The 26,101-nt window shown below is 63.6% G+C and carries 26 protein-coding genes, 1 tRNA gene and 1 pseudogene; 16 read left to right on the top strand and 12 right to left on the bottom strand.

Annotation, left to right across the window (positions count from 1 at the left end; all coding sequences use genetic code 11):
• Positions 1 to 130 precede the first annotated feature (130 nt).
• A complete protein-coding gene (locus LMTR21_RS19925) occupies positions 131 to 391 on the bottom strand; it encodes a PilZ domain-containing protein (protein ID WP_065756268.1) in 261 nt (86 codons plus the stop codon).
• A 250-nt stretch (positions 392 to 641) separates the two neighbouring features.
• Here LMTR21_RS19925 and LMTR21_RS19920 point away from each other — a divergent pair.
• From LMTR21_RS19920 to LMTR21_RS19885, 8 genes are all read left to right on the top strand, one after another.
• Positions 642 to 716, top strand: a tRNA-Glu gene (locus LMTR21_RS19920).
• 441 nt (positions 717 to 1,157) lie between these two features.
• On the top strand, positions 1,158 to 1,775 hold the full coding sequence (locus LMTR21_RS19915; RefSeq protein WP_187399381.1) for a PEPxxWA-CTERM sorting domain-containing protein: 618 nt from the start codon (positions 1,158 to 1,160) through the stop codon (positions 1,773 to 1,775).
• Between the two features lie 142 nt (positions 1,776 to 1,917).
• The gene (locus LMTR21_RS19910; protein WP_065756270.1) at positions 1,918 to 2,130 is read left to right on the top strand and encodes a hypothetical protein; all 213 of its coding nucleotides are present in this window, start codon (positions 1,918 to 1,920) and stop codon (positions 2,128 to 2,130) included.
• A 476-nt stretch (positions 2,131 to 2,606) separates the two neighbouring features.
• On the top strand, positions 2,607 to 3,839 hold the full coding sequence (locus LMTR21_RS19905; RefSeq protein WP_065756271.1) for a Zn-dependent hydrolase: 1,233 nt from the start codon (positions 2,607 to 2,609) through the stop codon (positions 3,837 to 3,839).
• Between the two features lie 18 nt (positions 3,840 to 3,857).
• On the top strand, positions 3,858 to 5,072 hold the full coding sequence (locus tag LMTR21_RS19900) for an MFS transporter (protein ID WP_065756272.1): 1,215 nt from the start codon (positions 3,858 to 3,860) through the stop codon (positions 5,070 to 5,072).
• A 116-nt stretch (positions 5,073 to 5,188) separates the two neighbouring features.
• On the top strand, positions 5,189 to 6,232 hold the full coding sequence (locus LMTR21_RS19895; RefSeq protein ID WP_065756273.1) for a PrsW family glutamic-type intramembrane protease: 1,044 nt from the start codon (positions 5,189 to 5,191) through the stop codon (positions 6,230 to 6,232).
• A 117-nt stretch (positions 6,233 to 6,349) separates the two neighbouring features.
• On the top strand, positions 6,350 to 6,934 hold the full coding sequence (locus tag LMTR21_RS19890; protein ID WP_065756274.1) for an HdeD family acid-resistance protein: 585 nt from the start codon (positions 6,350 to 6,352) through the stop codon (positions 6,932 to 6,934).
• Between the two features lie 215 nt (positions 6,935 to 7,149).
• Positions 7,150 to 8,238, top strand: a complete 1,089-nt coding sequence (locus LMTR21_RS19885) for a 3-deoxy-7-phosphoheptulonate synthase (RefSeq protein WP_065756275.1) — start codon at positions 7,150 to 7,152, stop codon at positions 8,236 to 8,238.
• 133 nt (positions 8,239 to 8,371) lie between these two features.
• On the opposite strand, the gene LMTR21_RS19880 is transcribed toward LMTR21_RS19885, so the two are convergent.
• Positions 8,372 to 8,734: a DUF6665 family protein gene (locus tag LMTR21_RS19880; RefSeq protein ID WP_065756276.1), complete on the bottom strand. Its 363-nt coding sequence runs from the start codon at positions 8,732 to 8,734 to the stop codon at positions 8,372 to 8,374.
• Positions 8,735 to 9,144: 410 nt separating this feature from the next.
• Here LMTR21_RS19880 and LMTR21_RS19870 point away from each other — a divergent pair, with 410 nt between their 5' ends.
• Positions 9,145 to 10,335 carry an MFS transporter gene (locus tag LMTR21_RS19870; protein ID WP_065756277.1) on the top strand — a complete coding sequence of 397 codons (1,191 nt, stop codon included), beginning with the start codon at positions 9,145 to 9,147 and terminating at the stop codon, positions 10,333 to 10,335.
• Between the two features lie 77 nt (positions 10,336 to 10,412).
• Here LMTR21_RS19870 and LMTR21_RS19865 read toward each other — a convergent pair whose 3' ends face one another.
• The 4 genes from LMTR21_RS19865 to epmA are packed head-to-tail and all read right to left on the bottom strand — an operon-like array spanning position 10,413 to position 13,054.
• A complete protein-coding gene (locus LMTR21_RS19865; protein WP_065756278.1) occupies positions 10,413 to 10,667 on the bottom strand; it encodes a hypothetical protein in 255 nt (84 codons plus the stop codon).
• A gap of 27 nt (positions 10,668 to 10,694) precedes the next feature.
• On the bottom strand, positions 10,695 to 10,907 hold the full coding sequence (locus LMTR21_RS19860; protein WP_065756279.1) for a hypothetical protein: 213 nt from the start codon (positions 10,905 to 10,907) through the stop codon (positions 10,695 to 10,697).
• 6 nt (positions 10,908 to 10,913) lie between these two features.
• Positions 10,914 to 12,005, bottom strand: a complete 1,092-nt coding sequence (locus tag LMTR21_RS19855) for a lysine-2,3-aminomutase-like protein (protein ID WP_065756280.1) — start codon at positions 12,003 to 12,005, stop codon at positions 10,914 to 10,916.
• Positions 12,002 to 13,054, bottom strand: coding sequence for an EF-P lysine aminoacylase EpmA (epmA, locus tag LMTR21_RS19850; protein WP_065756281.1), 1,053 nt, complete (start codon positions 13,052 to 13,054; stop codon positions 12,002 to 12,004). Before epmA ends, LMTR21_RS19855 begins: the two co-directional genes overlap by 4 nt.
• A gap of 238 nt (positions 13,055 to 13,292) precedes the next feature.
• On the opposite strand from epmA, the gene LMTR21_RS19845 reads away from it, so the two are divergent.
• From LMTR21_RS19845 to LMTR21_RS19835, 3 genes are all read left to right on the top strand, one after another.
• Positions 13,293 to 13,991 carry a hypothetical protein gene (locus tag LMTR21_RS19845; RefSeq protein WP_065756283.1) on the top strand — a complete coding sequence of 233 codons (699 nt, stop codon included), beginning with the start codon at positions 13,293 to 13,295 and terminating at the stop codon, positions 13,989 to 13,991.
• A gap of 165 nt (positions 13,992 to 14,156) precedes the next feature.
• Positions 14,157 to 14,723, top strand: a complete 567-nt coding sequence (gene efp, locus LMTR21_RS19840) for an elongation factor P (RefSeq protein ID WP_057835516.1) — start codon at positions 14,157 to 14,159, stop codon at positions 14,721 to 14,723.
• Between the two features lie 142 nt (positions 14,724 to 14,865).
• Positions 14,866 to 16,428: a M23 family metallopeptidase gene (locus LMTR21_RS19835; protein WP_084030986.1), complete on the top strand. Its 1,563-nt coding sequence runs from the start codon at positions 14,866 to 14,868 to the stop codon at positions 16,426 to 16,428.
• A gap of 24 nt (positions 16,429 to 16,452) precedes the next feature.
• Here LMTR21_RS19835 and LMTR21_RS19830 read toward each other — a convergent pair whose 3' ends face one another.
• Positions 16,453 to 16,716 (bottom strand): hypothetical protein, encoded by a 264-nt coding sequence (locus tag LMTR21_RS19830; RefSeq protein WP_065756284.1) that lies wholly within the window; start codon positions 16,714 to 16,716, stop codon positions 16,453 to 16,455.
• Between the two features lie 251 nt (positions 16,717 to 16,967).
• Positions 16,968 to 17,447 carry a carboxymuconolactone decarboxylase family protein gene (locus LMTR21_RS19825; RefSeq protein WP_065756285.1) on the bottom strand — a complete coding sequence of 160 codons (480 nt, stop codon included), beginning with the start codon at positions 17,445 to 17,447 and terminating at the stop codon, positions 16,968 to 16,970.
• A gap of 182 nt (positions 17,448 to 17,629) precedes the next feature.
• Here LMTR21_RS19825 and LMTR21_RS19820 point away from each other — a divergent pair, with 182 nt between their 5' ends.
• Both LMTR21_RS19820 and LMTR21_RS19815 read left to right on the top strand, forming a co-directional pair.
• On the top strand, positions 17,630 to 18,079 hold the full coding sequence (locus LMTR21_RS19820) for a MarR family winged helix-turn-helix transcriptional regulator (RefSeq protein ID WP_141688630.1): 450 nt from the start codon (positions 17,630 to 17,632) through the stop codon (positions 18,077 to 18,079).
• Positions 18,080 to 18,146: 67 nt separating this feature from the next.
• Positions 18,147 to 19,379 carry a lytic murein transglycosylase gene (locus tag LMTR21_RS19815; protein ID WP_065756286.1) on the top strand — a complete coding sequence of 411 codons (1,233 nt, stop codon included), beginning with the start codon at positions 18,147 to 18,149 and terminating at the stop codon, positions 19,377 to 19,379.
• A gap of 65 nt (positions 19,380 to 19,444) precedes the next feature.
• On the opposite strand, the gene LMTR21_RS19810 is transcribed toward LMTR21_RS19815, so the two are convergent.
• Positions 19,445 to 20,134: an FMN-dependent NADH-azoreductase gene (locus LMTR21_RS19810; RefSeq protein WP_065756287.1), complete on the bottom strand. Its 690-nt coding sequence runs from the start codon at positions 20,132 to 20,134 to the stop codon at positions 19,445 to 19,447.
• A 109-nt stretch (positions 20,135 to 20,243) separates the two neighbouring features.
• Between LMTR21_RS19810 and LMTR21_RS41840 the strand changes: the two are divergent.
• Positions 20,244 to 21,133 (top strand): annotated as a pseudogene (locus tag LMTR21_RS41840) (LysR substrate-binding domain-containing protein).
• Between the two features lie 51 nt (positions 21,134 to 21,184).
• Here the strand turns inward: LMTR21_RS41840 and LMTR21_RS19800 are convergent.
• The gene (locus LMTR21_RS19800; RefSeq protein WP_065756288.1) at positions 21,185 to 21,994 is read right to left on the bottom strand and encodes an SDR family NAD(P)-dependent oxidoreductase; all 810 of its coding nucleotides are present in this window, start codon (positions 21,992 to 21,994) and stop codon (positions 21,185 to 21,187) included.
• Between the two features lie 33 nt (positions 21,995 to 22,027).
• The gene (gene recJ, locus LMTR21_RS19795) at positions 22,028 to 23,869 is read right to left on the bottom strand and encodes a single-stranded-DNA-specific exonuclease RecJ (protein WP_065756289.1); all 1,842 of its coding nucleotides are present in this window, start codon (positions 23,867 to 23,869) and stop codon (positions 22,028 to 22,030) included.
• A gap of 312 nt (positions 23,870 to 24,181) precedes the next feature.
• Between recJ and LMTR21_RS19790 the strand changes: the two genes are divergently transcribed.
• Positions 24,182 to 25,276, top strand: coding sequence for a methyl-accepting chemotaxis protein (locus LMTR21_RS19790; RefSeq protein WP_065756290.1), 1,095 nt, complete (start codon positions 24,182 to 24,184; stop codon positions 25,274 to 25,276).
• Positions 25,277 to 25,289: 13 nt separating this feature from the next.
• Here LMTR21_RS19790 and LMTR21_RS19785 read toward each other — a convergent pair whose 3' ends face one another.
• Positions 25,290 to 26,009 carry a haloacid dehalogenase type II gene (locus tag LMTR21_RS19785; RefSeq protein ID WP_065756291.1) on the bottom strand — a complete coding sequence of 240 codons (720 nt, stop codon included), beginning with the start codon at positions 26,007 to 26,009 and terminating at the stop codon, positions 25,290 to 25,292.
• Positions 26,010 to 26,101 lie beyond the last annotated feature (92 nt).

Below are 26,101 nucleotides of genomic sequence, written 5' to 3'. Positions count from 1 at the left end.
CCTTTTATCGCCGCTTGCGGATCAGCACCAGACGAGTGTCCTGTTCCGATTGAATCGGAACATGACTCCCGATTCTTGCTTTGACGCGTTTTCTTGCCGCGAACCGGCCTCCACTTCGCTGGAAAACGCTTTACCGGACGAACTTGACACCGACCGATTTGCCGCGGCGCCAGACCACCTCGCAGCGGCGTCCGGTCCTGGCATCGCGCGAAAACGCCAGCCGCAACTTGGCCGGCAGCGAGTTGGGATCGTCGATCGTGACCTTCGCCCCCGTCGTGGACAGATCCTGCACCACGCACTGTCGCGCGGCAAAACCGCCTTCGAGCGTGATCCACCCGGGCTGACTCAACGATTTGCGCGTCTCGCGCTTCTTGCTCGATAGCAAAGCCATGTCGAAAGTTCCCTCCGATACAGCCTAACGCCATGCGGCTTTAAAATCCGTTGCCTGAGACGGCCGTTTCGCCGCGTTCGGCCATCATGTCGATGGCGATCAAAACAGTCCCAAAACGCCTTTTCGAGCGGCTTGCCCACCCGGCCAAACGCCACTATACGTTCGCCCGTCGCCGCCGCCATGCAACATGGATGGCCGGCGGCCAACACGGCCCATCAAGCGCATAACGCCTTGATTTTCCTGTTGTTTTGCTCCCTTCGTCTATCGGTTAGGACGCCACCCTTTCACGGTGGAGAGAGCGGTTCGATTCCGCTAGGGAGCGCCAATGTTCCGACAACTTGCCACTGCTCCGCCCCGTCGATCGGACAATTTGCGTTTAAAGCTGGCCCGACGCACGACGCTTCCGGACGACACGCGCCGGGCCATCCCCACCGCGGGTCACTCCCGAAATGGTCTACCCAGGCTGCGGTGACGCTTCTCGAACCACAAAGCAGCGAAGAGAGAGCAAGAAAACGCCGCCTTTCCTGCTTGCTTTACCCGAAATTAAATATCGCGCCCTGCCCGAAATTAAATCGCATTATTCTCGTCGAGAGGTAGGCGAGGAATATTCGGCAACGATGAGTAGAATTAGGCGCTCGCCTGAAACAGTTAAATATCAGTTAAATCGTTTGACACTGGGAAAAACTGGCAATAGAGTTCTTATTGGAATTATTCAAAGCAATTTTTTCGAGGTGAGATAATGCGTACGCATTTGGGATTAACAGTCTTGGCGATGAGCCTCCTCGGTGCAGCCGTCCCATCGGCCCACGCAAGCCTCGTCATCACGTCCGGAAACGGATCATTCGATGAGAACGTCCAGTATCAAAGCCCGGTTAGCTCTAATAACGGCCTGACACTGACAACGACGACCAACGCTGGGACCAGCGTGACGTTCACGGGCCTCGAAGCTCTGGTTGGTTCGGGTGGCCAAGCCACGATCACGGGGACGGACAATAGCATCGCTTATCTGTCGTGGACGCTAACGGACACCACGTTGGGCTACAATGACGGTGTGTTCAAGGTGACGGCTTCCAACGGCTCGGGTGGCGCAACAGGCGTGACCATCACGGCGATCGACCAGTTTGGCACGGCCTTCACCGAGTTTCTGGCGATCAGCGGAAGCGGATTCTTCAACGTCCATGCGCTTGACGACCAATTGATTCGCACAATTACAGTAGCCGCCAACGGTCAACTCGACGATATCCGGCAAGTGCGCCTTGGCGACGTTGAGGCTATAGCCGCGGTACCGGAGCCTTCCACCTGGGCGATGCTGATCCTTGGTTTCGCTGGTGTTGGTTTCATGGCCTATCGGCGGAAAAGCCAGGCCGCTCTGCGACTCGTCTAACCCCAATATGGTTGTCGATTAGGGATAGGGTCGCCGAGAGGCGGCCCTTTTTCTGCGTATCCCTAAAACGTATTGAGATGAGCCGACCGCGGCGTTTGTGTAGGAGGGAGCATCCTGTGGATCGAGATCCTCGCGCGACGGAATGGCCAATCTGAAACAGGCTCGCGCGAAGTTCGGGCACGAGCTCGATGCCTACAAAGCCCGCATCGGATGCAAGTCAAAAGCGTCTCAGCCGCATCGCCTGACGTCGACCGACTCTCACATTGCGTTCGCCAATGAGGTCGTCGCGGCCATCAAAAACCGGATGACCGAAACTCACTGCATGGTCAGTATTCGGGGAAGCCACCTCTCCTAGCGCGATCCACGCGACTTCCGTCAATCCCCATCGGCCCCAGGACCTCGGTTCGCTCAATCGGCGTCCGCCTTTCCTTGGCGCGCTGCGAACCACAATTTCGGCTTGCTTCGTTCTTCACCACCCGCCATGCGAGAATTGCTTCTTTTCTGAAACCAAGTGAGTAAAGTCGTTTCAACGGCCGCATGTCCTCACACGTTTTGCGAAAAGAATGCGCGACTACACGCTCAAGGAGAAGGCCAAGATCACAGCCGGCGCCGTGGCGGCGCTCGTCATCGTGGCCTGGCTTGCCGTTTTCGCATTGGCGCTGCTATCGACGGGATAGCTGCTATCGACGGGATAGATGAGGCAATTGGTGATATTGCAGGAACTTCGTTCTACCACCAGAACGATCTCCGGAACTTTGTTCTAACCGGAGGACCACATCAGGAACTTTGTTCTTCTCCGGAGAACTACGGGCCGACAGGTACGAAAACTCAATGACCAACAATCTCTCACGCGTCGATGGTGCGCGTGTTCTCTCCGACCTTCGCGCCCTGCGTGCAATCGGCACGTATAAGTCCGGTGTCCACAAGCCGACATTCTCGGAGCCGCATCTGCGTTCGCTGTCGTGGCTGGTCGAGCGGTTGCCCGAGGCCGGCCTTGCGGGCGAGATCGACGGCATCGGCAATATCCTCGGCACCAGCACGAAACACGGGCCGAAGCTGCTGGCGGGATCGCACCTGGAAAGCCAGAACTATGCGGGCTGGCTCGATGGACCGCTCGGCGTGGTCTATGCGCTCGAAGCCGCCCGCGTCATCAACACCGATCCTGATATGAAAGGCGCCGTTGAAGTCGCGGCGTGGTGCGACGAGGAAGGCCATTTCGGACACTTCCTCGGCAGCCGGTCCTATGTCGGCGGCGTCACCGAAGCCGATATCGACACCGCGCGCGACCGCAACGAGGGCAAGAGCATGCGCGATGCCCTGCGCGACGCGGGTCTTGCCGGCCGCCCCCGCACACGGTGCGAACAAGGTCGGCATATCGGATATCTGGAAGCCCATATCGAACAGGGCGAGACGCTCGAGAGCAGCGGTCTCAACATCGGAATCGTCACGTCCATCGTTGGCATCTGGCAATACCGCATCGCCTTCACCGGCGAACAGAACCACGCCGGCACCACGCGGATGGCGGTTCGCCGCGACGCCGGGCTTGCGCTCGCCAGGTTCTGCGTCGATATCGACGGTCGCTTCCCGGCGGCCTGCGGTCCGCGCACGGTATGGACTACGGGCCGCATCACGCTCGATCCCGGTGCGCCCAGCATCATTCCGGGGGCGGCGGAAATGCTGTTCCAGATTCGCGACGATGATCCCGCCGTGATCGCCCGGCTGGAAGATCTCCTCCGCCGCATGGCTGCAGAGGTCAACGCGCAGGGACGCTGCACCGTCGCGGTGGAGCGCATCCGCACCGGGGCGCCTGCGTTGATGGACGCCTCATTCCAGCAGGCCATCGAACAAGCCGGCGCAGCCTTTGCCGGCGGCAGATCGCTCCGCATCCCGAGCGGCGCCGGCCACGACGCGCAGGTCCTTGCCACCGTCATGCCGGCGGGCATGCTGTTCGTGCCCTCGATCGGCGGCATCTCGCACCACTGGACCGAGAACACCGCCGACGCCGACATCGTCACGGGCGCCGAGGTGTTTGTCGATGCCTGCCGGCGGCTGTTGGCACGATGAGGCGGCGCGAGAGACGACATGGCCGCTGAGAGCAAGCCGACCCGTTCGATCAGGGACATTCCACCGGGCGTATGGATTCTCGGATTCGTTTCGATGCTGATGGACGTCTCGTCGGAGATGATCCATGCGCTGCTGCCGATCTACCTGGTCACGGTGCTCGGCGCGTCGATGGTGACGGTCGGCGTCATCGAAGGCATCGCCGAGGCCACCGCCTCCATCACCAAAATATTCTCCGGCGCACTCTCGGACTGGCTCGGCAAGCGCAAATGGCTGGCTGCCATCGGCTATGGCCTTGCGGCCTTCACCAAGCCGGTGTTTCCGCTGGCGCCAACCGTCGGCTGGCTGGTGGCTGCGCGTTTCGTCGACCGGATCGGCAAGGGCATTCGCGGCGCCCCCCGCGACGCGCTGGTGGCGGATCTCTCGCCGCCAGACCTGCGCGGCGCGAGTTTTGGGCTCCGCCAATCGCTCGACACGATCGGCGCCTTCCTCGGCCCCCTGCTTGCCATCGCCCTGATGTGGTGGACGGCTGATAACTTCACGACGGTGTTCTGGGTTGCCGTGATCCCCGCCTTCCTGGCGTTCGCGCTGATCGCCTTCGCCGTGCGCGAGCCGGAACGGCCGAAAGCGCTGCGCACCGTGCGCAATCCGATCAGCCTGGCCGAGATCAAGAACCTCGGAACGGCCTATTGGTGGGTGGTGGCGGTCGCGAGCGTGTTCACGCTGGCGCGTTTCAGCGAAGCCTTCCTGGTTCTCCGCGCCCAGAATGTCGGACTGCCGATCATGCTGGTGCCTGCCGTGCTGGTCGCCATGAATGTCGTCTATTCCCTCGCCGCCTACCCCGCCGGCGTCTTGTCGGACCGCATGAGCCGCACGATCGTGCTGGCGGGCGGCATTGTGGTGCTGATCATTGCGGATGTCGTGCTGGCCCTGATGCCCTCGATAAGCGGCGTCGCGCTCGGCGTCGTGCTCTGGGGCCTGCATATGGGGCTGACGCAAGGCTTGCTGGCCGCGCTGGTGGCCGACACCGCGCCGGCCGAGCTGCGCGGCACGGCTTTCGGATTCTTCAACCTGCTCGGCGGCGTGGCGATGCTCGCCGCCAGCATCATTGCCGGCGCGCTCTGGGATATCGCGGGACCGAAAGGAACGTTCCTGGCCGGCGCCGGCTTCGCGCTGGTCGCGCTGGCGGGACTGCTGACGGTACGGGGCAAAATCGGCCAACGGACCTCTGGCTGAACGCCCCGCAGGTTTCAATCCGCCCGTTCCTTGGTGACAAGGAGTCGCGTCCAGTTTTCTTGCAAACGGCTGCGTTTGCGGCCATTTACGCTCACGTGAGGTAAAGTTCCGCAAAGATGCTGCTGCTTCAGGCCCTTCCAACATCGATCGGTGTTGCCGCGATTGCGCCGGCGTTGCTGGTGCTATGGCTCGTCATTGCCGCCGACGAACGTCCCGGCCCGCCCGCGCGGGTATGGCTCGCATTCGTGCTCGGAGCCGCCAGCATCTCGCTGTTGGGTGTCGCGCGCGCCCCGTTTGCCGCGATCCTTGCGGTGCCGGGAAACCCCTGGATGACGCAGGGCCTGCGCTCCATCTTCGGCGTCGCCGCGCCAGAGGAAATCGTCAAGGTCCTCGTGATCATTGCCGTGTCACTGCCGGTGCGTCGGCGGACGTTTGCGGATCCGATGGACACCGTGGTCTACGGCGCGGCCGCTGGCCTCGGCTTCGCGGCTTACGAAAACCTCGCTTATCTGGTGCAGCATGCCGACATGTGGCGCTCGCTGGCGGCCTTGCGCAGCGTGCTGACGGTGCCGTTCCACGGCGCGCTCGGCATCATCGCGGGCGCCTATATCGCCATCGCCCGCGCCGGCACCGCGCTCGGCGCGCATCGCCACCATCGCGACTGGGCGCGGCTCTCGAGCTGGTGCCTGGCGCTGTTCGCGCCGGTCGCGCTGCATGCCGCCTTCGACTTCCCGCTGCTGACCCTGCAGAAGCACCCCGATCTCGGCCCCACGACGCGAATGCTGCTGGGGACGGCGAGCCTTTTGATCGGCTTCAGCTCGATCGGTTTTGCCATCCGCCTGGTGCGGCGCGTCGGCCGCCATCACGCGCCGCGCACCGAAGTCGCGCGTGAGCGGCTGAGCCAGTTGCGGCGGATGTGGGCGCTCCTGCTCGTGGGCAGCGGCGCGGGCTTCGCGGGCGCAGCTTTCGTGCTGACCTCGCTCCATCACTGGTTCATCAATCCGGATCGCAACGCCTCCCTGCTGCTCATTCCGCTTGGCATGACCTCCATTCTGATCGGCCTGGCATTGTTGCTGGCGACATCTGCGGTTTACGTGTTCGGCCGCAACCGTATCAGGACGTCCTCGGAGGGATTTTCGTCGGCGCCGGAGCCGGGCTGAAATGTCGTCCTGCCGTCATTGATCTCGCGCAAGGATAACGGCGAACAAATTTTACCCGCGGTCGGCGCACGGGCTATATTGGACACTCGATCGGCGCTGAAGGCATCGGGAGCTCCAATGACCCTTCCCCAGGACGACCCTCCAGACCTCGGCAAACTGAAGTCTGAAATGAACGCCGCGGTGAAGGCGCGCTGGAAGGTCATTCTTTTTGAAGGCATCGTGCTCGCTTTGCTCGGCCTCGCCGCGATGATCGTGCCGCCGTTGGCAAGCCTCGCCGTCACTATATTCCTTGGCTGGATGTTTCTGATTGGCGGCGTTGCCGGGCTGTTCGTCACCTACTGGTCGCGGCAGATGCCGGGCTTCTGGTGGTCGCTGTTCTCGGCGGCGCTCGCCGTTCTCGCCGGCGGCATCCTGCTGGCGCGGCCCATGCAAGGCATCCTCACGCTCACCATCATCGTGGGCGCGTATTTCCTGGCCGAAGGCGTCGCCACCATCATGTACGCGCTGGAGCATCGCCGCGAATTGTCGGAGCGCTGGTCCTGGCTGCTGATCTCAGGCGTGATGGACCTGCTGATCGCCTTCACCATCGTTGCCGGGTTGCCGGGGTCGGCGGAATGGGCAATCGGCCTCCTGGTCGGGATCAACCTCGTGCTCGGCGGCGGCTCGATGGTCGGGATGGCGCTCGCCGCGCGGAAGTCCTGACGCCGATTATGGGGTGACAAGCCCGAACGGCTGGGCTATAGAGCCCGCCATGATCATGATCGCCGCCAGCAACTTTTGGTATTTTAGCTACGACAGCTCGCTGGCGGTGGGAGGATCGCGCTCAATCTGATGAATTGAAGCCAAAAATCCGAACAGCCGCCAAACCTGGCGGCTTTTTTATTGGCCGGCAGGTTTCCTAACCAGGAGCCAGAGCCGTGTTGAGCACCACCGACGATCTTCGAATTCGCGAACTGAAAGAGCTGAGTACCCCGCAGGAGGTGATGGGCGAGATACCTCGCACCTTGACCGCGACGCGCGTCGTGATGGCGGCACGCAACGCCATCCACGCCATCCTGAACGGCGCCGATGACCGCCTGCTGGTCGTCGTTGGCCCCTGTTCGGTCCACGATCCCGCCGCGGCCGTCGATTACGCCGAGCGGCTCGCCGCCCTGCGCGAACAGCTCGCCGACCGCCTCGAGATCGTGATGCGGGTCTATTTCGAGAAGCCGCGCACGACGGTCGGGTGGAAAGGGCTGATCAACGATCCCAATCTCGACGGCTCCTTCGACATCAACAAGGGTCTGCGGCTCGCCCGCAACGTGCTGTCAGCCGTGAACAATCTCGGCCTGCCGGCCGGGACCGAATTCCTCGACATGACGACGCCGCAATACATCGCCGACCTGATGGCATGGGCGGCGATCGGCGCGCGCACGACGGAGAGCCAGATCCATCGCGAACTCGCGTCCGGCCTCTCCTGCCCGGTCGGCTTCAAGAACGGCACCGACGGCAATGTCCGCATCGCAGCCGATGCCGTGAAGTCGGCCTCGCATCCGCATCATTTCATGGCGGTGACCAAGGGCGGACGCTCGGCGATCGCGGCGACGACCGGCAACGAGGACTGCCACATCATCCTGCGCGGCGGCCACAAGCCGAACTACGACCGCGAAAGCGTCGAGGCAGCGTGCCTCGAACTCACCCGTGCCGGCGTCGCGCCGCGGCTCATGATCGATACCAGCCACGCCAACAGCTCCAAGAAGCCGGAGAACCAGCCGCTGGTGGTCGCCGACATCGCACGCCAGATCTCGAACGGCGAGCAACGCATCACGGGAGTCATGACCGAGAGCAATCTCGTCGCGGGCCGTCAGGACGTCGTGCCGGGCAAGCAGCTGACCTATGGGCAGAGCATCACCGACGGCTGCATCGACTGGGAGACGACGGTCGCCTCGCTGAATGTGCTGGCGGATGCGGTGAAGGCGCGGCGGGACGCACAGTCGCGCAAGTTCCGGGAGGAGCGTTCGGCTTAAGACACGCGGCTCAATGACGGCGAAGCAGGGCACGCGGACGGCGCGCGCCCTGCTTCTGCTTATTGAAGCGCCGACCACGATCCGTAACGTGGACGCATAATCCGGACAAACGCGAGATAGCTGGCGGCGAGGTTCAGAACATTGGCGCCGACGCGGCCTTGACCTCCATGGTCTTCGTCGGCTGGATGCTCGGCGTGGCCAACGGCCCCATGCGGACATACACCTCGTTCGGCACCCCGTAATCCCGCAGCACCTGGGAGATCTTGTTGAGACCGCAGGCCTCGCGTTGCACGACGAAGAGCCAGAGCGCATAGCCGGCCTGTTCGACGAGAGCATCGCGGATTTTTCGATCGGAATTTTCCGTACGCGGACATTCGGCAAGCGCCGCCAGCGCGGCCTCGAGCCGCCGCCCAAGCCGTCCGAACGCCGACGCCCTCTCCTGGGCGATCTCATAGTCGAGCGTTGCGTGTGCAGAACGAAGTAAGTCCAACGTCATATTGGCGCGCTCCGAAACGTTAGCCTGCCAACTCTTGCTCTCATCTTATTGGTCGGCGGGTCGCTGTTCAAGACACGGTCAAAACACGTCGATCGTCGGGAAGCGCGGCTCTCCAGTGATGCAATCCCAAAGGTAGATCGCAAGCCCGACATCGCCAGTCCGCGGCCAACGACGGCATGGGCGCCGCGATACTGAACGATGGCCGTCATCGCCCGAGATTTTCGTTCGGACCGTCCAGCTATTTCGATGTCTGAACAGCCTCAGCGTCTTGAGCGACCGGCAACAAGCGTGTATCGGCGCGAGCGGAATCCAAGTATCGCGCCGGCCGCATCGCCGTCGCCGAAGCAGGTGATCGATTGAGCTCAGAGCCTTCAACAAAACCCGTGGCTACATCCAGTTCGTTCGCAGCCATGAAGTCGCGGCCCTATCGCGCGCAGTTCATGGCCTACGTGCTGGCCATGATGGCCGACAATATCGAGCATGTGATCAGCTATTGGGTGGTGTTCCAGAAATTCCATTCGCCAGCGCTGGCGGGCTTCGCGGTGCTGTCGCACTGGCTTCCCTTCCTGTTCTTCTCCGTTGCCGTGGGCGGGTTGGCTGATAGGTTCGACCCGCGCCGCATCATCCAGTGCGGCATGCTGCTGTTCATCGTCGCCTCGGCGGGATGGGGCGTTTTCTTCATCTCCGATACGCTCGAGATGTGGCACGCGATGCTGCTTCTTGTTATCCACGGCTGCGCCGGTGTGCTGTGGCAGACGCCGAACCAGTTGCTGCTCTACGACATCGTCGGCCCAACCGATCTGCCGAGCGCGGTGCGGATGAACGCGACGGCGCGCTATCTGGGCATCCTGGTCGGTCCGGCCGTGGGCGGCGTCATCATGCTGACGCTGGGCCCATCCCACGGCATCATTTTCAACACGCTGTTCTATTTGCCGATGCTGCTATGGCTGTTCTGGGCGCCGGTTCGCGACATGAGCCTCGCGGCGCGTCGCCTCGCCGTGCGCGGCCTTGCCGATATCGTGCAGACCATCCGCGACATCGGCAACCACCGGGTCTTGACCAGGATGACGCTACTCGCCGGGGTGACCTCCTTCATGATCGGCAATGCCTACCACGCCCAGATGCCGGGCTTCGCCGGCGAACTCGGGCATGGCGACCCCGGTGTCGCCTACAGCGTGCTGCTGGCCGCCGACGCCGCCGGCGCGCTGCTTGCGGGCATCGTTCTGGAAGCGTGGGGACGGCTCAAGGTGACGCCGCGGACCGCCATCGTGCTCGCCATTCTCTGGAGCCTGTCCCTGCTCGCGTTCGCCTCCGTCGGGATTTACGCGCTTGCGATCGTATTGCTGTTTGCCGCGGGGTTCTTCGAGCTGTCGTTCAACACGATGGCGCAGGCCCTGGTCCAGATAAATGCGCCGACCGACATTCGTGGCCGCGTCGTCGGCCTGTTCAACATGGCCGGGCTCGGCATGCGCGCCTTCAGCGGGATTACCGTGGGCCTGCTAGGTGCTGCGATCGGCATTCACTGGTCGCTCGGCCTGTCGGCCGCCGTGCTGCTGGCCTTCCTGCTCATCCTGTATCGCCGCGCGGCAAAGCACGGCTGACACTGCAAGCGGAGGCCGCCGCAAAACCCGCAGGTCCGCAGCAACGATCGCTTTCCGGTTCTTGCGGAGTCTGGCCTCTAGCAGCCGCGGCAGATGCTCTTGATCTTGCGGTCGAGCGCTGCGTTTTCCTTGCTCAAGGGATCGTTCGGATCCAGGTTCTTTTCGGCCGGCACGTCGCTGCGGCGGGGCTGACGGTGTCCGATCGGCGCCTCCGGAATCCCTCCGGCGCTCGGGCTGCTGCTCTTTGGCATGGTCGACGTTCCGCCCTGCGCGAACGCTATAGGCATGCCAAGCAGGACCATCAGCGCGACCGACAAGATTGTTTTTTGCATCCTGATTCTCCCGCCTTTTAATTTCATTTATCGTGTCCGTTCCGGCACGTCGATCGTGGCGCAGTTACGGCGTCCCTGGGCGGCGCAATCCTGCGCCTTTCGTACATCGGCCATGGTGCCGAGCAGCCAGATTCCGGCGGCCACCAGCACCACGAAGAAGCCGAGCAGCACCGCATTTTCGATTCCGCGATGCCCCTCTTCTTCCGGCGGCTCCCGTTTCTCCTCGCCGTCCTCAGCCATCGTAGATCACGGCTTGGGCGGATAGAGGTGAACGTCGCCGCAATAGTCGACGATACGATACTGCGCTTCGGAAGATAGTTCAGATTCACTGGAACTTGCATGCGACAAATAATTCGGTCCAACCGGCGCCTTTCCGTGGCCGCCGGGAACATCGAGCACATATTCCGGCTGGCACAGGCCCGAGACGCGGCCACGCAAATGGCGCATCAGTTCCTGCCCCTCTGCGATCGTGGTGCGCAGATGCGCCGTCCCCGGCGCCAGATCGCCATGATGCAGGTAATAGGGCTTGATTCGATTTTCGACAAAAGCGCGCATCAGCGCTTCCAGCGTCGCCGTATCGTCATTGACGCCGCGAAGCAGCACCGTCTGGCTCACCAGCGGAATGCCGGCATCGGCGAGCCGCGCGCAAGCGGTTCGCGCTTCGCCCGATAGTTCACGCGGGTGATTGGCGTGAACGGCGATCCAGGTCGTCGCGCCGTCAACCCGCAACGCTTTGATCATGTCGCCATCGATGCGCGCAGGGGCCGCCACCGGCACGCGGGTGTGGATGCGAACAATTTTAACGTGATCGATGACGGCGAGGTCAGCCATGATTTCGGCCAGCCGCCGCGGCGACAGCATCAAGGGGTCGCCGCCGGTCAGGATGACTTCCCAGATTTCCGTGTGCTCGCGGATATAGTTTAGTGCGTCGCGATAGGCCGCATCCGACAGCGCGGTTGCCTTGCCCGGCCCGACCATCTCGCGGCGGAAGCAGAAGCGGCAATACACCGCGCAGACATGCACCAGCTTGAACAGCACGCGATCGGGATAGCGGTGGACGATGCCGCTAACCGGCGAATGCGCGTCGTCGCCGATCGGATCGGCATTTTCGCCCGGCGCGCTCACCAGTTCGAGCGCGCTCGGGATGAACTGCCGCGCGATCGGATCATCCGGATTTTCCGTGTCGATCAGGTTGGCGAGTTCAGGCGTCACCGCAATCGCATAGCGCGCGGCGACGCGTTCGAGGTCGGCGAGATCCGCGGTCTTCGCCAGTCCGCGCTCGACGAGATCGGCGGGCTGCCGCAGCGTTGCCGACAATTTCGGATCGATCCTGTTCATGTCTCTCCTGAAGGCGGCGTCCACACCACCTGGTCCACCCGCAGCGCGCCGCTGGCCAGCATCACCAGCCGGTCGAAACCGAGCGCGACGCCGCTCGATGGCGGCATCTCGGCAACGGCTGCGAGAAAATCCTCGTCCAGCGGATAGCGCTCGCCGTAGCGCCGCTGCTTCTCGTCCATCGCTGCGGCGAAACGGCGGCGCTGTTCGCCGGCATCGGTCAGTTCGCCAAAGCCATTGGCGAGTTCGACGCCACAGGCATAGACCTCAAAACGTTCGGCGACGCGCGGATCGGCCGCCTTCGTCCGCGCCAGCGCTGCTTCGGGCGCCGGATATTCGAACAACACGGTCAAACGCCCCTGCCCCAGATTGGGTTCGACATACTCGACCAGCACCTTGCTGAAAATGTCCGACCAGGTGTCGTCCTCCGTGATCCGCACCTGCGATCTGGCCGCCGCCGCAAGCGCCGCGCGATCGCCCTCGCCATGGCTGATGGTGGAGAGCAGATCCACTCCGGCAAAGCGCTCGAACGCGGATGCCACGGTCAGAAGTTCCGGCTCGGCAAACGGATCGGCCGTCCTGCCGCGGAACGAAAACCGGCCGATCCCGGTTGCCTGCGCCGCGTGGGCGATGACGACGATGGTGTCGGCCATGACAGCGTCATAGCTGGCGTCGGCGCGGTACCATTCCAGCATCGTGAATTCGGGCAGATGCAGATCGCCGCGCTCGCGATCGCGGAACACGCGCGCGAATTCGAATAGCTTGGTCTCGCCGGCGGCGAGCAGTTTCTTGGCAGCGAACTCCGGCGATGTCCGCAGATAGCGCGTCGCGCGGGTGCCGTCGTTGCCGATGATCTCGGTGCGGGGGGCATGCAGATGCGTCTCGTTGCCCGGCGAGACCTGCAGGATGCCGGTCTCCACCTCGCAAAATCCTTGCTCGTCGAACCAGCCGCGTACCGCCCGCGTGATCGCGCTTCGCGCCATCAGGAACGGCTTCCGGTCGGCATGCCGCGCGGCCGACCACCATGGCGATGGCTGATCGGTTCCACCCATCAGCGGCAACCCCATCGCATCCAGCGCCCGGCGGAACCCATGCAAGCGTTCAGGGAGTCGCAGAATATCATTGATATTATTATACTTTCCTTGCGGTACCGCGGCACGACCATATCATCCCGCTCCAAGTGCTTCTTTTCATGTCGAAAGACCCCGCACTTGTCCATTGGCAGTAGCCCGGTGCGCTGAACCATGCAGCCGCCTCCCCCAATGCCAGACTCTACAACGAGATACGGATATGTCTGGCAGCAGCTTGCGAACAGCGGTGTTTCTTTTTGCGTGCCTTGTGGTCTCGCCGGCAAGCGCCGCTGGTCCCGGCAGCACGCTGAAGCATCTATCAGACGAGACGTTCACCTCGCCCGATGGTCAGGTGCGTGTCGAGCAGTATTCGAGGGAGCGTGGCAACGACATTCTCCACCAGTTCTGGATCTTCGACGGGAAGCAGCGGGCCTCGTTGCTAAATCCCGGCGAAGGCGCCGATATTGCGGGATATCGCGCCGCCTTCCGCTTCACCCCCGACAGCCGATGGCTGGTCCGCATGCAGAAGCTCGGCGCAGGATATCAGACGCTGTTGCTCTACCGCCGTGACGGCGATCGATTTTCACCGGCGACCACAAAGCCGCTCGGCAAACTGGCCTGGGACTATCTGTTCAGTCTGCCGGTATCCAAGGGCATGCAGAGGCCCCTCAACCACACGCAAGTGCACCTGCTGAAGGGATTGGACGAGAATTACGCCTGGCTCGGAAAGCATTGGCCCGACAGCCGCTATCTCGTGCTCAGCCTCTCCTTTGACATCCAGGGTCAGAAAAAGCCTTCGCCCTGGGTCGAAGGCTGGCGCTGCGTCTACGACATGAAAACCGGTAAATTTACCGTCCCGCCGGCTTTCGCCGATCACAACGCCACGGCCGTCAAACGGCGCGACCAGGCCCGCCGTTAGGCCGTCGAAACAGGGCCGTTTGCGGCCTCCGGAAGCCTACGGAATCGCCGTAAAACGCTGGCATCGACGGGCAAAATCAGTATGTTGCAGCCCGAAACCGCCTGATTGGCCCTGCGGACGCCCATGTCCGATGTGGCCGAAGGCCAGAAATTCGGGAAAACAGCTTTGAAAGTCATCGCCAGCTCTATCCGCAAGGGCAACGTCATCGAGCAAGACGGCCGGCTCTACGTCGTCCTTTCGGCCGAAAACATCCATCCCGGCAAGGGAACCCCGGTCAGCCAGATCGAAATGCGCCGTATTGGCGACGGCGTGAAGGTGTCGGAGCGCTACAAGACCACTGACCAGGTCGAGAAGGCCACCGTCGAGGACCGCAATTTCAACTACCTCTATGAGGATGGCGACGGCTTCCACTTCATGAATGCCGAGACCTATGACCAGGTTCAGGTGTCGAAGGAGATCGTGGGATCGTCCGCGCCCTACCTGCAGGAAAACATGACGGTGAAGCTGTCGATGCACGACCTCAATCCGGTCGCCATCCAGTTGCCGCAGCGCGCGACCCTCGAAGTTGTGGAGACCGAGCCGGTCACCAAGGGTCAGACCGCGTCTTCCTCCTACAAGCCTGCTATCCTCTCCAACGGCGTGCGAACCTCGGTGCCGCCGCATATTGGAACGGGAACACGGATTGTCGTCATGACCGAGGACGGCTCCTATGTCGAGCGCGCAAAGGATTAACGCCGCGCTTTATAGCGTTTTCAAGCGCAGTGGGCACCGGTTCGCGTGAAGAAAACGCGTCAAAACAGGAGTCTTGAGTTTCGGTTCTGATTTCATCAGAATCGAAACTCTGGGCTACGGAGCATACGCCGGGGGCGATGCATTGAATACGAAGGCGGTCAGCTTGCTCTCGCGGTGGCTGGCAGCCTTTTGTTTGCTCTTTGTCGGGGTTACCGGCGTCTCCGCCAAAGAGTTCCGGACGCCGTCGATTTCGGCCATTCGCGTCGAATGGCGCGCCGTCCTCGATCAGCTTCGCACCGAGATCGGTTCCCAGCCCGCGATAGCCTCGCGCTTCACCTTCGCAGGCCGGGCGCGGCTGCCGGCTGGGGATCCGCGCGCAACGCCCGCGCTGGTGCAGTTGAACGCGATCAATTCGCCAATGTTCACCGGCATCGGAAGCAGTCCGGTACCGGTGCTGTTGCCGTTCGACACCGCGGCCTATCTCGATAGCCGGGCCCGTGGCACGCGCCATTCGGAGGTGTCGCGCTATCAGGCCGACTTCCGCCCCGTCGATGTGTTTCACGCCGGCCCTTCCGGCTACGACGCGGTATTTTCGCTGGAGCCCGACGACGGCCCGTCGCGAACCTTCGCCCGGCCGGTCGAGGTGCAGATCACGGGCTCGGTGCTGGTCTACGATCTCGCGGATCCGCTCGACGGCAAGGGCCAGCCGGTCAGGGCGCTGGCGGCGCAATTTCCTGACATCCGCCGCTTCATCCGTGAAGGCTATGTGCGCTACGCCTTCACCCGCTTCGGCGTGCCCTATGTGGTATCGATCCAGTGCCTCGATTCAGCGCCGCGCCCGCGCAGGCTCGCTTGCCGCGAAGCCTATCCGATCGCCGAGCGTTTCCTGAAAGCGCTGCGCATCGCCGGCGGCCAGCCGACGCGCCCGCGCTACGATATTCCCTCCGGCCTCGCCGAGCGGCCGACCGCCGCTTCTCCGGACTTCACCTATCGCCCGGGCGGCGACATCATCGCCCGCAGCGGCGCGCGCAGGCGCGGCGGCCACGCTGATCTCGCGGTCTATTCGCAGATCCGCTTTCCGCTGGAGAGAGCACCGGCCCTGGTCAGCTCGCAGCAGTTCGGCACGCGCAAATCCGGCGAACGCATCAGTGTCTATCCGTGGCGGGACAATTTTTGCGAGGCGCGCAGCTTCCAGGTCGGACAATGCGCGGCCGGCTTCGGTCACCAGGGCCAGGACATCCGCCCTGCGCCCTGCCCGCCGAACAGCAGCAGCACCTGCCATCCCAGGAAACAGGCGGTCGTCGCCGTGCGCGACGGCATCGTCATCCGTTCCCTGAAGCAGCAGGCGGCGACGCTGCAGATCAATACCCGTACCGAGCACATCCGTTTCCGCTACATGCACATGACCCCGTCAGCCATGGACGCCGATGGCGTCCTCAACGGCCGCCAGGTCGCCGAGGGCGAGAAGATCGGCGTAGTCTCCAACTATCTCGATTTCCCCAACGGCACGTCATACCACCTGCACTTCGACGTGCAGGTGTTCACGCGTGACGGCTGGATCTGGGTCAACCCCTACACCACCCTGATCGCGTCCTACGAGCGGCTGATCCGCGCCCGCGGCCGCGAGATCGGCACCCAACCTCCGGCCGCCGCCGCCGTGGCGCACGTGCTGCCGGGGGACGTCGTCCGTCAAGTCGCGCGGTAGGATCGCGAGAACGGGGACGCGCCTTCATTTTGGAAGGCATTCGACATTGTATGCAATGATGACTTGCGCCGGGTCAGCCTTGCGAAGGCTTTTCAAGTCTTCCAAACCACTTCTGAGCTTGGCTCCCGCCTCTTGCAGGCTGCCCTCGAGTGCCGACTTGGCTGCCTTGCATCGTTCTTCATTGGAGAACTCCTTAAACACCACGGTAGGCAGAAGCCTCCATTCGGCTCTGTCGTCGGTAGCAGCCGGGCTGACTGAGTCGGAGAAGACGTACATCAGGACCCACATCGGTATGCTCCACACGTGACGGAAGCAGTAGGGCTGCGCCAATAGAGCGGCCCTGCCTCGCTGGCTCAGAGGCTGTCACGATGACGCTCCGCGGCTCGTCAGCAAGCAATCATCTAGATCAACGGGTGATGGAGCTGTCGCAGTCTTTCCGACCCGGCATTCTGCCGTTTCGCTCGATCCAGGTTAAGCAACCGAGCGCGAAGTTCTTTGGCGCAAGAACCGCGCGCATTATCAACGGCAGTTTCCGCCGCTTACGAAGCCGCAGCCCCCACGACCTGCTTCCGCGCCGGCGGCGTCCAGCGGAACGCCGCGCCGAACCTGTTCCAGACATTGATCGCCGCGACCGCCGAAGTGAGATAGGCCAGCTCCTTCTCGGAGAACTCCGCGCTCGCCTGCGCATAGACCTCGTCGCTGACGCCCTCGCTCAGCAAGGTCAGCGCTTCGGTCCAGGCCAGCGCCGCGCGCTCGCGTTGCGAGAACTGCGGCGCCTCGCGCCAGACCACCACGAGATTGAGCTTGTCGGTGGGCACGCCGAGCTTCTCGCCTTCCAGAATGTGGTACTGCACGCAGAAGGCGCAGCCGTTGATCTGCGAGGCGCGCAGCTTGATCAGTTCGAGCAATTGCTTGTCCACGCCCGCCTTGCCGGCGATCTGGCTGAGTTCCAGCACGGCCGCATAGGCATCCGGCGTCAGCGCCATGAAATCCTTGTACTCTTTGCGGGCGTGTGACATCGGCCGTTCCTCATGTTATCAGTGCTCTGATTTATTATAAGAGCACTGATATGCAGCGCAAGGCATCGCAAAACACGGCGGCGCGATCGCAGAGCACGTCGGCAAAAACGCCGCAAGCGAAGCAAACAGCGGTGGCCGGAAAAACCGGGCGGCAGTCGCAGCAGGAAAGTCGCACACCATTAATGCTGCGTCCGCCTCCGCCCGGCGAAGGCAAGCGCGGCGAACAGGGCTACCTCGCCTATCTCCTGCGGCAGGCGCAAGGTGCGACCCGGCTGGCGATGGAACGGTCGCTGGCCGAACTCGGCGTCACCTCGCCGCAATTCGTGGTGCTGACGATGCTCAAGGCCTATCCCGGGCTATCAGGCGCGGAGCTCGCGCGGGTGGCGATGCTGACGCCGCAGACCGTCGGCGTCATCATCCGTAATCTCGAGCGCGACGGCGCTATCCGCAAAACCCCGCACCCGGTCCACGGCAGGATGCTGCAATGGACGGTGACGCTGCGGGGCGCAACGCTGCTGGGTCGATGCCGCCGCCACGCCGAGACGGTCGAACGGCGGCTAGCGGCCGGGCTCTCCGCCGAGGCGCAACGCACGATCCGCCGCTGGCTCGCCCGAATTGCTACTGATTTGTAAGAAATCGCCCGGTTCCCGCGGCGTCATGGCTTTTGGCCCTAGCGTCCCGCCCCGGTAGAATGGGGGCATGAAACAGCCCGATTCTCCGATCCTCCCAACCCGCCGCGCCCTACTGAAAGCCGGCCTCGGCGGCGGCATCCTGCTTGCCGCGCCATCCGTCACCTTTGCCGCGCCGGCCGGCTTCGACCAGTGGCGCGACAATTTTCGCGCGCGCGCATCGGCCAAAGGCATTTCGGACGCGACTTGGACGCGGGTGATGGGGCGCATCGAGCCCGACATGACCGTGTTCCGGCAGATGCAGAAGCAGCCGGAATTCCACGAGCAGATCTGGCAATACATCAACCGCCGCGTCTCCGACTGGCGCATCATCAACGGCCGCGAGGCCTTGAAAAAGCACGAGGCGCTGTTCGCGCGGATCGAGCAGGATTTCGGCGTCGAGCGCGGCACGCTGCTGGCGCTGTGGGGCGTTGAATCGGCCTATGGCGATCCCCTGGTTCAGCAGAACCATATGCGCCCGATCTTTCCGGCGCTCGCCGCACTCGCATGGAACGAGCCGCGCCGCCGCGCCTATTGGGAAACCGAGCTGATCAACGCGCTGAAAATCGTCGACCGCGGCTGGGGCACGCCGGAGGAGATGCGGGGCTCCTGGGCCGGTGCGATGGGCCACACGCAATGGATGCCGGAAGTCTGGCTCAATGTCGGCATGGACTACGACAAGGACGGCCGCGTCTCGCCGTTCGGCAAGCCCGACGATGCGCTCGGCTCCAGCGCGCGCTATCTGCTCAACCGCGGCAAGTATCACCGCGGCGAGCATTGGGGTTATGAGGTCCGCAGTTCCGGCGGCGCATCGAGCGGCAGCCGGACCTACGCCGCATGGGCGAGCGCCGGAGTCACGCGCGCCGACGGCAAGCCGTTCCCGCAGCCGAACGCATCGGCGCAGATGTGGGTGCCGGTCGCCGGCGGCCCTTCGTTCCTGCTGGGTCCGAACTTCTATTCGGTGAAGAGCTACAACCCGTCGATGAACTACGCGCTGGCGATCTGCCATCTCGGCGACCGCATTCTTGGCGCGCCGCCGTTCATCAACCCCTTCCCCGGCTCCGAACGCGCGCTCACGCTCCCCGAAGTGCAGGAGCTGCAGACACGTTTGACCAAGGCCGGCTTCGACACCGGCGGCAATGACGGCCGCGTCGGCAACGACACCATGAAGGCTGTCCGGGACTACCAGACCAAGATGGGGCTGTTGCCGGCTGACGGCTATGGCGGACTGAAGGTGCTGGCGCGGTTGAGGCAGGGCGGATAGCGGCCAGGATCGGAAGCGAAGGGATCATCAAGCCTCCTCCCGTCAAGCTCCGTGACGCGACGGGCTCAGGCCATTTCCCGCTGCTCCGCTTCCTGCATTATTTGATCGACCAGTTCATCGACCGCGCGTTCGGCCGCCGCAATGGACGCCTGCAATCGATCACCGCCGAACTCGTCATACTCTATTGCAATGCTGTGGAATGCGGTGACGCCGAGGAAGGCGAACACATCGCGGATCGCCCCTTCCACATGATTGATGTGAGCGATGCGGCCGCCCGGATCGTACCCGTAATCGCCGCGCGACCCGAGCAAGACAAGGCGCTTGTCCATCCCCGCCAGCAACGGCGTATAGGGATCGTCCGGCCGAGAACGGTCAAAACCGAAGGTGCGACCGACCCGCACGACATTGTCGATATAGGCCTTGAATTGCGCGGGCATCCCGAAATTGTACATCGGCACGCCGGCGACGACCAAATCGGCGGCGATCAGTTCGTCGATGAGCGCATCGCTTTCGGCCAGCGTCTCGCTCATCCACGCCTCACGCCGGTCGGGCTTGGTGAAGGCGGCGCCGACCCATTTTTCGGCAACGGGATGCGGCGGCGATTGGCCGACATCGCGACTGATCAGAACGTCATTCGGCCGCTCTTGCAGCCAGCGCCGGGTAAACCGATTGGTGAGCCTGCGTGTATGCGATCCGCGCGAACTTTGGTCGGAGGTTTGGGAACGCGCGCTGGAATCTATCCGTAACAGCTTCATGGCATATCTCCGTTCATCTGCTGGTTCTTAAATCGGTGCAGAAAGCCGCATTGACAAACGCAAATTACTCAGCCTATGGCTGAGCATAATTCATCTATAGGCTGCAGCGATGAGACGCCTGCCTCCATTGATTGGCCTGCGCGCGTTCGAAGCCGCCGCGCGACATCTGAGCTTCAAGCGCGCAGCACACGAACTGCACGTCACGCCAACGGCGATCAGTCATCAGGTGCGGCAGCTCGAGGAAGCGATCGGCGTAAGCTTGTTCGAACGGCGCACGCGCCAGGTGCTGCTCACGGCGGCGGGGCAAGTATTGCTGCCGGTCCTGCGCGACGGCTTCGATTCCTTCGCACGCATTATCGACGGCTTGAGCCGCACGCCGCGGCGCACCGTGGTGACGCTCTCCGCGACGCCGGCTTTCGCGGCGAAGTGGCTGGTGCCGCGCATCGCGGCATTTCACAAGACACGACCGGATATCGATCTCACCTTGCTCGCGACGCTGGAAGCCGTCGACCTCGGTTCGGGTGTCGCTGATCTCGCCTTGCGCTATGGCCCCGGACCCACCCGGATCTGATCGCCGAGACCCTGACCGTAGATCGCTTTGCGCCGGTGGCAAGTCCGCGTCTCGGTATCAAGAAGGCATCCGACCTGCCGTCAGCAACCTTGCTTCATTTCGACTGGTATCGTCACGATCCCCGCAATCCGACCTGGCGCCGCTGGATGAAAATTGCCGGCGTGGACGGCATCGATGCGCGGGCGGGCTTGCGCTTCAGCGATGAGACTCATGCGATCCAGGCAACGGTCGCCGGCGCCGGGATCGCGCTGCATGGCCTGCTGCTGATCTCCGACGAACTGGCGCAGGGCTCGTTGGAGGTCCCGTTCGGACCGGAGCTTGAAGGCTTCGCCTTGCACCTGGTGCGCGGCCGCGACAGGCCGCTGAGCGAACCGGTCGAAGCCGTGCAGGCCTGGTTGCGGGCGCAATTCACCGCAGCGCCCCAATAGTGCCCTGATGCCCGTCACCGCAAGGAAGCAAATTCCGCCACGGGTTACGCCTCACACCCTCCGCGCAATCCCGCCCGCAAACATGCCGCCGTCGATGACGAGCTCGGTGCCGGTCACATAGCGCGACGCATCGGACGCCAGATACAGCACGCCCTGCGCAATCTCCTCCGCGTGGCCGGCACGCCCCAGCGGCGTCGCTATTTTGGCACGCTCCTCGGGATCGATCGGCGCGTTCTGTCCCTGGCCCGCAGCCTCCGTCGGAATCTTGCCCCAGATCGGCGTGTCGATGATGCCGGGATGAACGGAGTTGACGCGGATGCCGTCGCCGAAGGTCGCGCATTCCATCGCGATGGCCTTGGCGAACAGCCGCACGCCGCCCTTGGTCGCGCAATAGCCGGACAACCCCGCCGCGCCGCGCAGGCCCGCCAGCGATGACATCATGATGACGGAGCCGCCGCCGGTCTTGCGCATCACGGGCAGGCAGTGCTTCACCGAGAGAAACACGCCGTCGAGATTGATCGCGGTCTGCCGCCGCCAATCCCCAAGCGACATCTCGGTGATCGACGGCACCGAAATGCCGATGCCGGCATTGGAGACCAGCACGTCCAGCCGGCCGTAACGCTTCATGACATCGGCCACGACCTCGATCCAGCGCTCCTCGCTGGTGACGTCGTGATGCCAAAAGCTCGCCTCCCCGCCGGCTTTCTTGATCCGCGCGACGACCTCGGGACCTCTGAGATCGTCCACGTCGGTCACGGCGACCGACGCACCCTCGCGCGCCAGCAATTCCGAAACCGCTTCTCCAATGCCGGATGCACCGCCCGTCACCAATGCGACCTTGCCCTGAACCTGCCCTGTCATTTCTTCTCCCGTTTGTTGTTCTTGGTTGTTGAACTACCTGATCACGGCCGGTCCCGGATCGGGCACCGCGACGTCGAGCACGCGCATTTGCACGCGCTCGGCCCCCTGGAAACGATCGACGGCGAGCGAGCCAGCGACATGCAGCGGCTGGCCGCGGTTCTGCGTCAGCGCCTGGCCGAGTTTTTGTCCGACCGCGCGGAACGCGATCCCGTTGACGATCGCGCCGTCACCCGCCTTGAAGCGCACGCGCAAGTGAGCCTGACCCACCTCATCAGCATAGACGAGCTGATGCGCCGGGAGCGCGATCACCGGCTCCGGATTGGCGGCGCCGAACGGCCCGGCGCGGTTCAGCGTGTTGGCGAATTCCACCGTCACGCCGCGCGCGCTGATCGCGCCGTCGATGAACAGCTCGTTCTCGTGCCGCGAATTGGCGACATCCTCGGCCAACGCGCTTTCCATGAAGGCGCGAAACTCCGCGAGCTTCTCCTTTCGCAGCGTCACGCCGGCCGCCATGGCATGACCGCCGCCCTTCATCAGGATCCGTTCCTTCACCGCCTGTCGCACTGCCTTGCCGAGATCGACGCCCGAGATCGAGCGGCCCGAGCCGGTGCCGATGCCGCCCGGCTCCAGCGCAATGGCAAAGGCTGGACGCGCAAACTTCTCCTTCAGCCGCGAGGCGACCAGGCCAACGATGCCGGGGTGCCAGCCTTCGGCGGCGGTGACGATCACCGCACCCTTGTCCTCGAGCCCGAGCGAGGCCAGCGCCTCGGCTTCGGCCTGCGCTTCCGCCGCCTGCTCGATGACGCGGCGCTCGCTGTTGAGGCGGTCGAGTTCGGCCGCGATCCGTGCGGCTTCCGAAACATCGCCCTCCAGCAACAGCCGCACCCCGAGATCGGCGCGCCCGATCCGGCCGCCCGCATTGATGCGCGGCCCCAGCATGAAGCCGAGATGCCAGGCTTCCGGCGGCCCGTTCAGCCGCGCCACATCCATCAGCGCGGTATGGCCGACATGGTCGCGGCGGCGCATCGCGATCAGTCCCTTGGCGACGAAGGCGCGGTTGAGCCCCATCAGCGGCGCGACGTCGGCGACCGTGCCGAGCGCGACGTGATGCAGCATGCCGAGCAGATCCGGCTCCGGCCGCTCAGCATTCCAGAAGCTGCGGACCCGCAATTCCCGGTTCACCGCGACCAGCGTGATCAGCACGAGACCGACGGCGGCGAGATGGCCGAGGCCGGAGAGATCATCCGGCCGGTTCGGATTCACGAGCGCATCGACCTCGGGCAATTCGTCCCCGGTCTGGTGATGGTCGATGACGACGACGGACATGCCGAGCTTCTTCGCTTCCGCCAGCGGCTCGATGCTGGTAGTGCCGCAATCGACCGTCACCAGCAGCGTCGCCCCTCGGCCGGCAAGCGCCCGCACCGCCTCCACATTGGGCCCGTAACCCTCGAAGATGCGGTCGGGGATATGGATCAGCGGATCGAGTCCACAATGGCGCAAGTGCCAGGCCAGCAGCGCCGCCGAGGTCGCGCCGTCGACGTCGTAGTCGCCGAAGATTGCGACCTTCTCGCCGCGCTGGGCTGCGTCAGCAATGCGTTTGGCGGCCACCTCCATCTGCGTCACGGTGTGGGGATCCGGCATCATTTTGCGGATGGTCGGATCGAGGAAATCCTCGACATCGTCGATCCCGACATCGCGGCCCGCCAGTACGCGCGCCAGCATCTCCGGCAACTGGTAGCGCTGGGTGATCGCCAGCGCCCGCGCCGCCCCCCTGGCATCGAGCCGGTCGCGCCACAATTTGCCGGTCGCCGAGCGCGCCACGCCGAGAAAGGCTGGCGGTGCTTCAACGGGTAGTGCGGATGCGGGGAGGATCATGATGCCTGCGAGAAACTAGGGGCAAAGCGGACTGTCGGCAAACGCAAACGGGTCGATAGCGCTCTCCATTCCCCGACGAATCGCGGGCAACGGATTTTCGCGCCATTCGGCAACACCTGCTGTGGGGCTGCTGCCGATAAAAGCAACCTGCACAAAGAAGATGCAGCCTGTTCCGCCAAACTACCCGCTGGACAGCCGAATTTAAACCAATCGTTAGCCATGTTCCCCGACAAATGACCCAACACGCCCTCGTTGAGTCCAGTCGATCTGCAGGAGACGGCGAGAGCACAAAAGACTGAGGAAGTCCCGCCAATGTCCGTCGCGCTTCGCTCCCAGACTGCAACGATCGCAAAACAGCCGGCCAATGCGGCTGCTACCGAGGACGAAGCCGACGTTTCCGCGCTGATCGCCAGATTGACCGCCGAGGTCAACCAGGTCGCCTGCGAGAAGACCAAGTCGATCCAGAAGATCACCAACCAGATGAAGATGCTGGCGCTGAACGCGCTGATCGAGAGTTCGCGCGCCGGCGCGCAAGGCGCGGGCTTTGCCGTGGTAGCGCAGGAGGTCCGCAATGTCGGCCAGCAGGTCGAAACCATCGCCCGCGAGCTCGAAAGCCAGCTCACCAACCGGACCGGCAATCTGATGAACTCGATCGCGCAGATGGCCGACCGCTCGCGCGGCGAGCGCATGGTCGACCTGTCGCTGAACGCCATCGAGCTGATCGACCGCAACCTTTATGAGCGCACCTGCGACGTGCGCTGGTGGGCGACCGACTCCGCCGTGGTCGATTGCGCGGCATCGCCGCAAGCTGCCGCCGTCAGCCACGCCTCGGAACGAATGGCCGTGATCCTCGGCGCCTACACCGTCTATCTCGATCTCTGGCTCTGCGACCTCGACGGCCATGTGCTGGCCAATGGCCGCGCCGATCGCTTTGGCGCCGTCGGGCAGAACGTGGCCGCGACCAAGTGGTTCCGCGCCGCGCGCGCCCTGCGCTCCGGCGACGATTACGCCATTGGCGATGTCGAATGCCAGCCCTTGCTCGGCAATGCCCAGGTCGTGACCTATTGCGCCAGCGTGCGCGAAGGCGGCAAGGCCAACGGCAAACCGACCGGCGTGCTGGCGATCCATTTCGACTGGGAGCCGCAGGCCCGCGCCATCGTCCAGGGCGTGCGCGTCGGCGCCGCCGACAAGGCCCGCGTGCTGCTGGTCGATTCGAATTTCCGGGTGATCGCGGCGTCCGACGGACAAGGCCTGCTCACCGAACGGATTTCGCTCCCGCTGGAAGGGCGACGCTCCGGCTTCCATCAGGACCGCTCCGGCGCAATGGTCGCCTTCCACGCCACGCCCGGCTACGAGACTTACAAGGGGCTCGGGTGGTTCGGCGTGATTCAGGCCGGCGCGGGATAGGCGCGCGGAATAGTCAGCACCCCAGCCGGTCGGCGATGCCGCTGAAATCGTTGGCTACGATGTCCCAATCGCCCTTGGCCTCGAAATCGTATTTCTGGTGCGGGCCGTATTCGGTCGGACGTGCGACGAAGGCGGTCTTGAGGCCGTTCTGCTGCGCGGCTTTCAGGTCGTTGTTGTGGGCGGCGACCATCATCACCTGCTCCGGCGGCAAGCAGAGCAGCTTGGCAGCGCCGAGATAGGTTTCGGGATCGGGCTTGTAGTGCTCGAACAATTCCGCCGACATGATCAGATCCCACGGCAGGCCGCCAAACTTCGCCATGTTGGTGAGCAGCGCGACGTTGCCGTTGGAGAGCGGCGAGATGATGTATTTCTTTTTCAGCCGCGTCAGCCCCGGCACGCTGTCCGGCCATGGATGCAGGCGATGCCAGCCCATGGTCAGGTAATGCAGATCGGCGTCGCTCAGGCCCTTGATCGAAAATTCAGCCACCAGCTTTTCCAGCGACCGCCGGTGCAGCGTGTCCAGGATCTGATAGCCGCGCTCGGGATGTTTGCGTACCTCGTCCATCGAGGCCATGTAGACGCCACGCCAGCCGTCGACCAAAGCGGTCCAGTCCGCCTTGATGCCCGAAGTCTTCGACCACTCGGTAAAATCGTTGATGAGGCTGGTGCGCCAGTCGACGACGGTGCCGAACACGTCGAACACCAGCGCCTTCACGGCTGATACGTCGGACATTGGCCGCTTCCCCTGCTTTTTTCTTCTTGTTCGTCATTCCGGGGCGATGCGCAGCATCGAACCCGGAATCTCGAGGTTCCGGATTCGATGCT

The organism is Bradyrhizobium paxllaeri, assembly GCF_001693515.2.
In the GTDB taxonomy this organism is placed as follows: Bacteria; Pseudomonadota; Alphaproteobacteria; order Rhizobiales; family Xanthobacteraceae; genus Bradyrhizobium; species Bradyrhizobium paxllaeri.
This window is presented reverse-complemented; position numbering and strand designations above follow the sequence as displayed.

Excerpts from the sequence above, each read along its gene's own strand:
- LMTR21_RS19925 (WP_065756268.1), bottom strand. The coding sequence starts at position 391 with ATGGCTTTGCTATCGAGCAAGAAGCGCGAGACGCGCAAATCGTTGAGT.
- LMTR21_RS19910 (WP_065756270.1), top strand. The coding sequence starts at position 1,918 with ATGGCCAATCTGAAACAGGCTCGCGCGAAGTTCGGGCACGAGCTCGAT.
- LMTR21_RS19905 (WP_065756271.1), top strand. The coding sequence starts at position 2,607 with ATGACCAACAATCTCTCACGCGTCGATGGTGCGCGTGTTCTCTCCGAC.
- LMTR21_RS19900 (WP_065756272.1), top strand. The coding sequence starts at position 3,858 with ATGGCCGCTGAGAGCAAGCCGACCCGTTCGATCAGGGACATTCCACCG.
- LMTR21_RS19895 (WP_065756273.1), top strand. The coding sequence starts at position 5,189 with ATGCTGCTGCTTCAGGCCCTTCCAACATCGATCGGTGTTGCCGCGATT.
- LMTR21_RS19890 (WP_065756274.1), top strand. The coding sequence starts at position 6,350 with ATGACCCTTCCCCAGGACGACCCTCCAGACCTCGGCAAACTGAAGTCT.
- LMTR21_RS19880 (WP_065756276.1), bottom strand. The coding sequence starts at position 8,734 with ATGACGTTGGACTTACTTCGTTCTGCACACGCAACGCTCGACTATGAG.
- LMTR21_RS19870 (WP_065756277.1), top strand. The coding sequence starts at position 9,145 with ATGAAGTCGCGGCCCTATCGCGCGCAGTTCATGGCCTACGTGCTGGCC.
- LMTR21_RS19865 (WP_065756278.1), bottom strand. The coding sequence starts at position 10,667 with ATGCAAAAAACAATCTTGTCGGTCGCGCTGATGGTCCTGCTTGGCATG.
- LMTR21_RS19860 (WP_065756279.1), bottom strand. The coding sequence starts at position 10,907 with ATGGCTGAGGACGGCGAGGAGAAACGGGAGCCGCCGGAAGAAGAGGGG.
- LMTR21_RS19855 (WP_065756280.1), bottom strand. The coding sequence starts at position 12,005 with ATGAACAGGATCGATCCGAAATTGTCGGCAACGCTGCGGCAGCCCGCC.
- epmA (WP_065756281.1), bottom strand. The coding sequence starts at position 13,054 with ATGGGTGGAACCGATCAGCCATCGCCATGGTGGTCGGCCGCGCGGCAT.
- LMTR21_RS19845 (WP_065756283.1), top strand. The coding sequence starts at position 13,293 with ATGTCTGGCAGCAGCTTGCGAACAGCGGTGTTTCTTTTTGCGTGCCTT.
- LMTR21_RS19830 (WP_065756284.1), bottom strand. The coding sequence starts at position 16,716 with ATGTGGGTCCTGATGTACGTCTTCTCCGACTCAGTCAGCCCGGCTGCT.
- LMTR21_RS19825 (WP_065756285.1), bottom strand. The coding sequence starts at position 17,447 with ATGTCACACGCCCGCAAAGAGTACAAGGATTTCATGGCGCTGACGCCG.
- LMTR21_RS19820 (WP_141688630.1), top strand. The coding sequence starts at position 17,630 with ATGCTGCGTCCGCCTCCGCCCGGCGAAGGCAAGCGCGGCGAACAGGGC.
- LMTR21_RS19815 (WP_065756286.1), top strand. The coding sequence starts at position 18,147 with ATGAAACAGCCCGATTCTCCGATCCTCCCAACCCGCCGCGCCCTACTG.
- LMTR21_RS19810 (WP_065756287.1), bottom strand. The coding sequence starts at position 20,134 with ATGAAGCTGTTACGGATAGATTCCAGCGCGCGTTCCCAAACCTCCGAC.
- LMTR21_RS19800 (WP_065756288.1), bottom strand. The coding sequence starts at position 21,994 with ATGACAGGGCAGGTTCAGGGCAAGGTCGCATTGGTGACGGGCGGTGCA.
- recJ (WP_065756289.1), bottom strand. The coding sequence starts at position 23,869 with ATGATCCTCCCCGCATCCGCACTACCCGTTGAAGCACCGCCAGCCTTT.
- LMTR21_RS19790 (WP_065756290.1), top strand. The coding sequence starts at position 24,182 with ATGTCCGTCGCGCTTCGCTCCCAGACTGCAACGATCGCAAAACAGCCG.
- LMTR21_RS19785 (WP_065756291.1), bottom strand. The coding sequence starts at position 26,009 with ATGTCCGACGTATCAGCCGTGAAGGCGCTGGTGTTCGACGTGTTCGGC.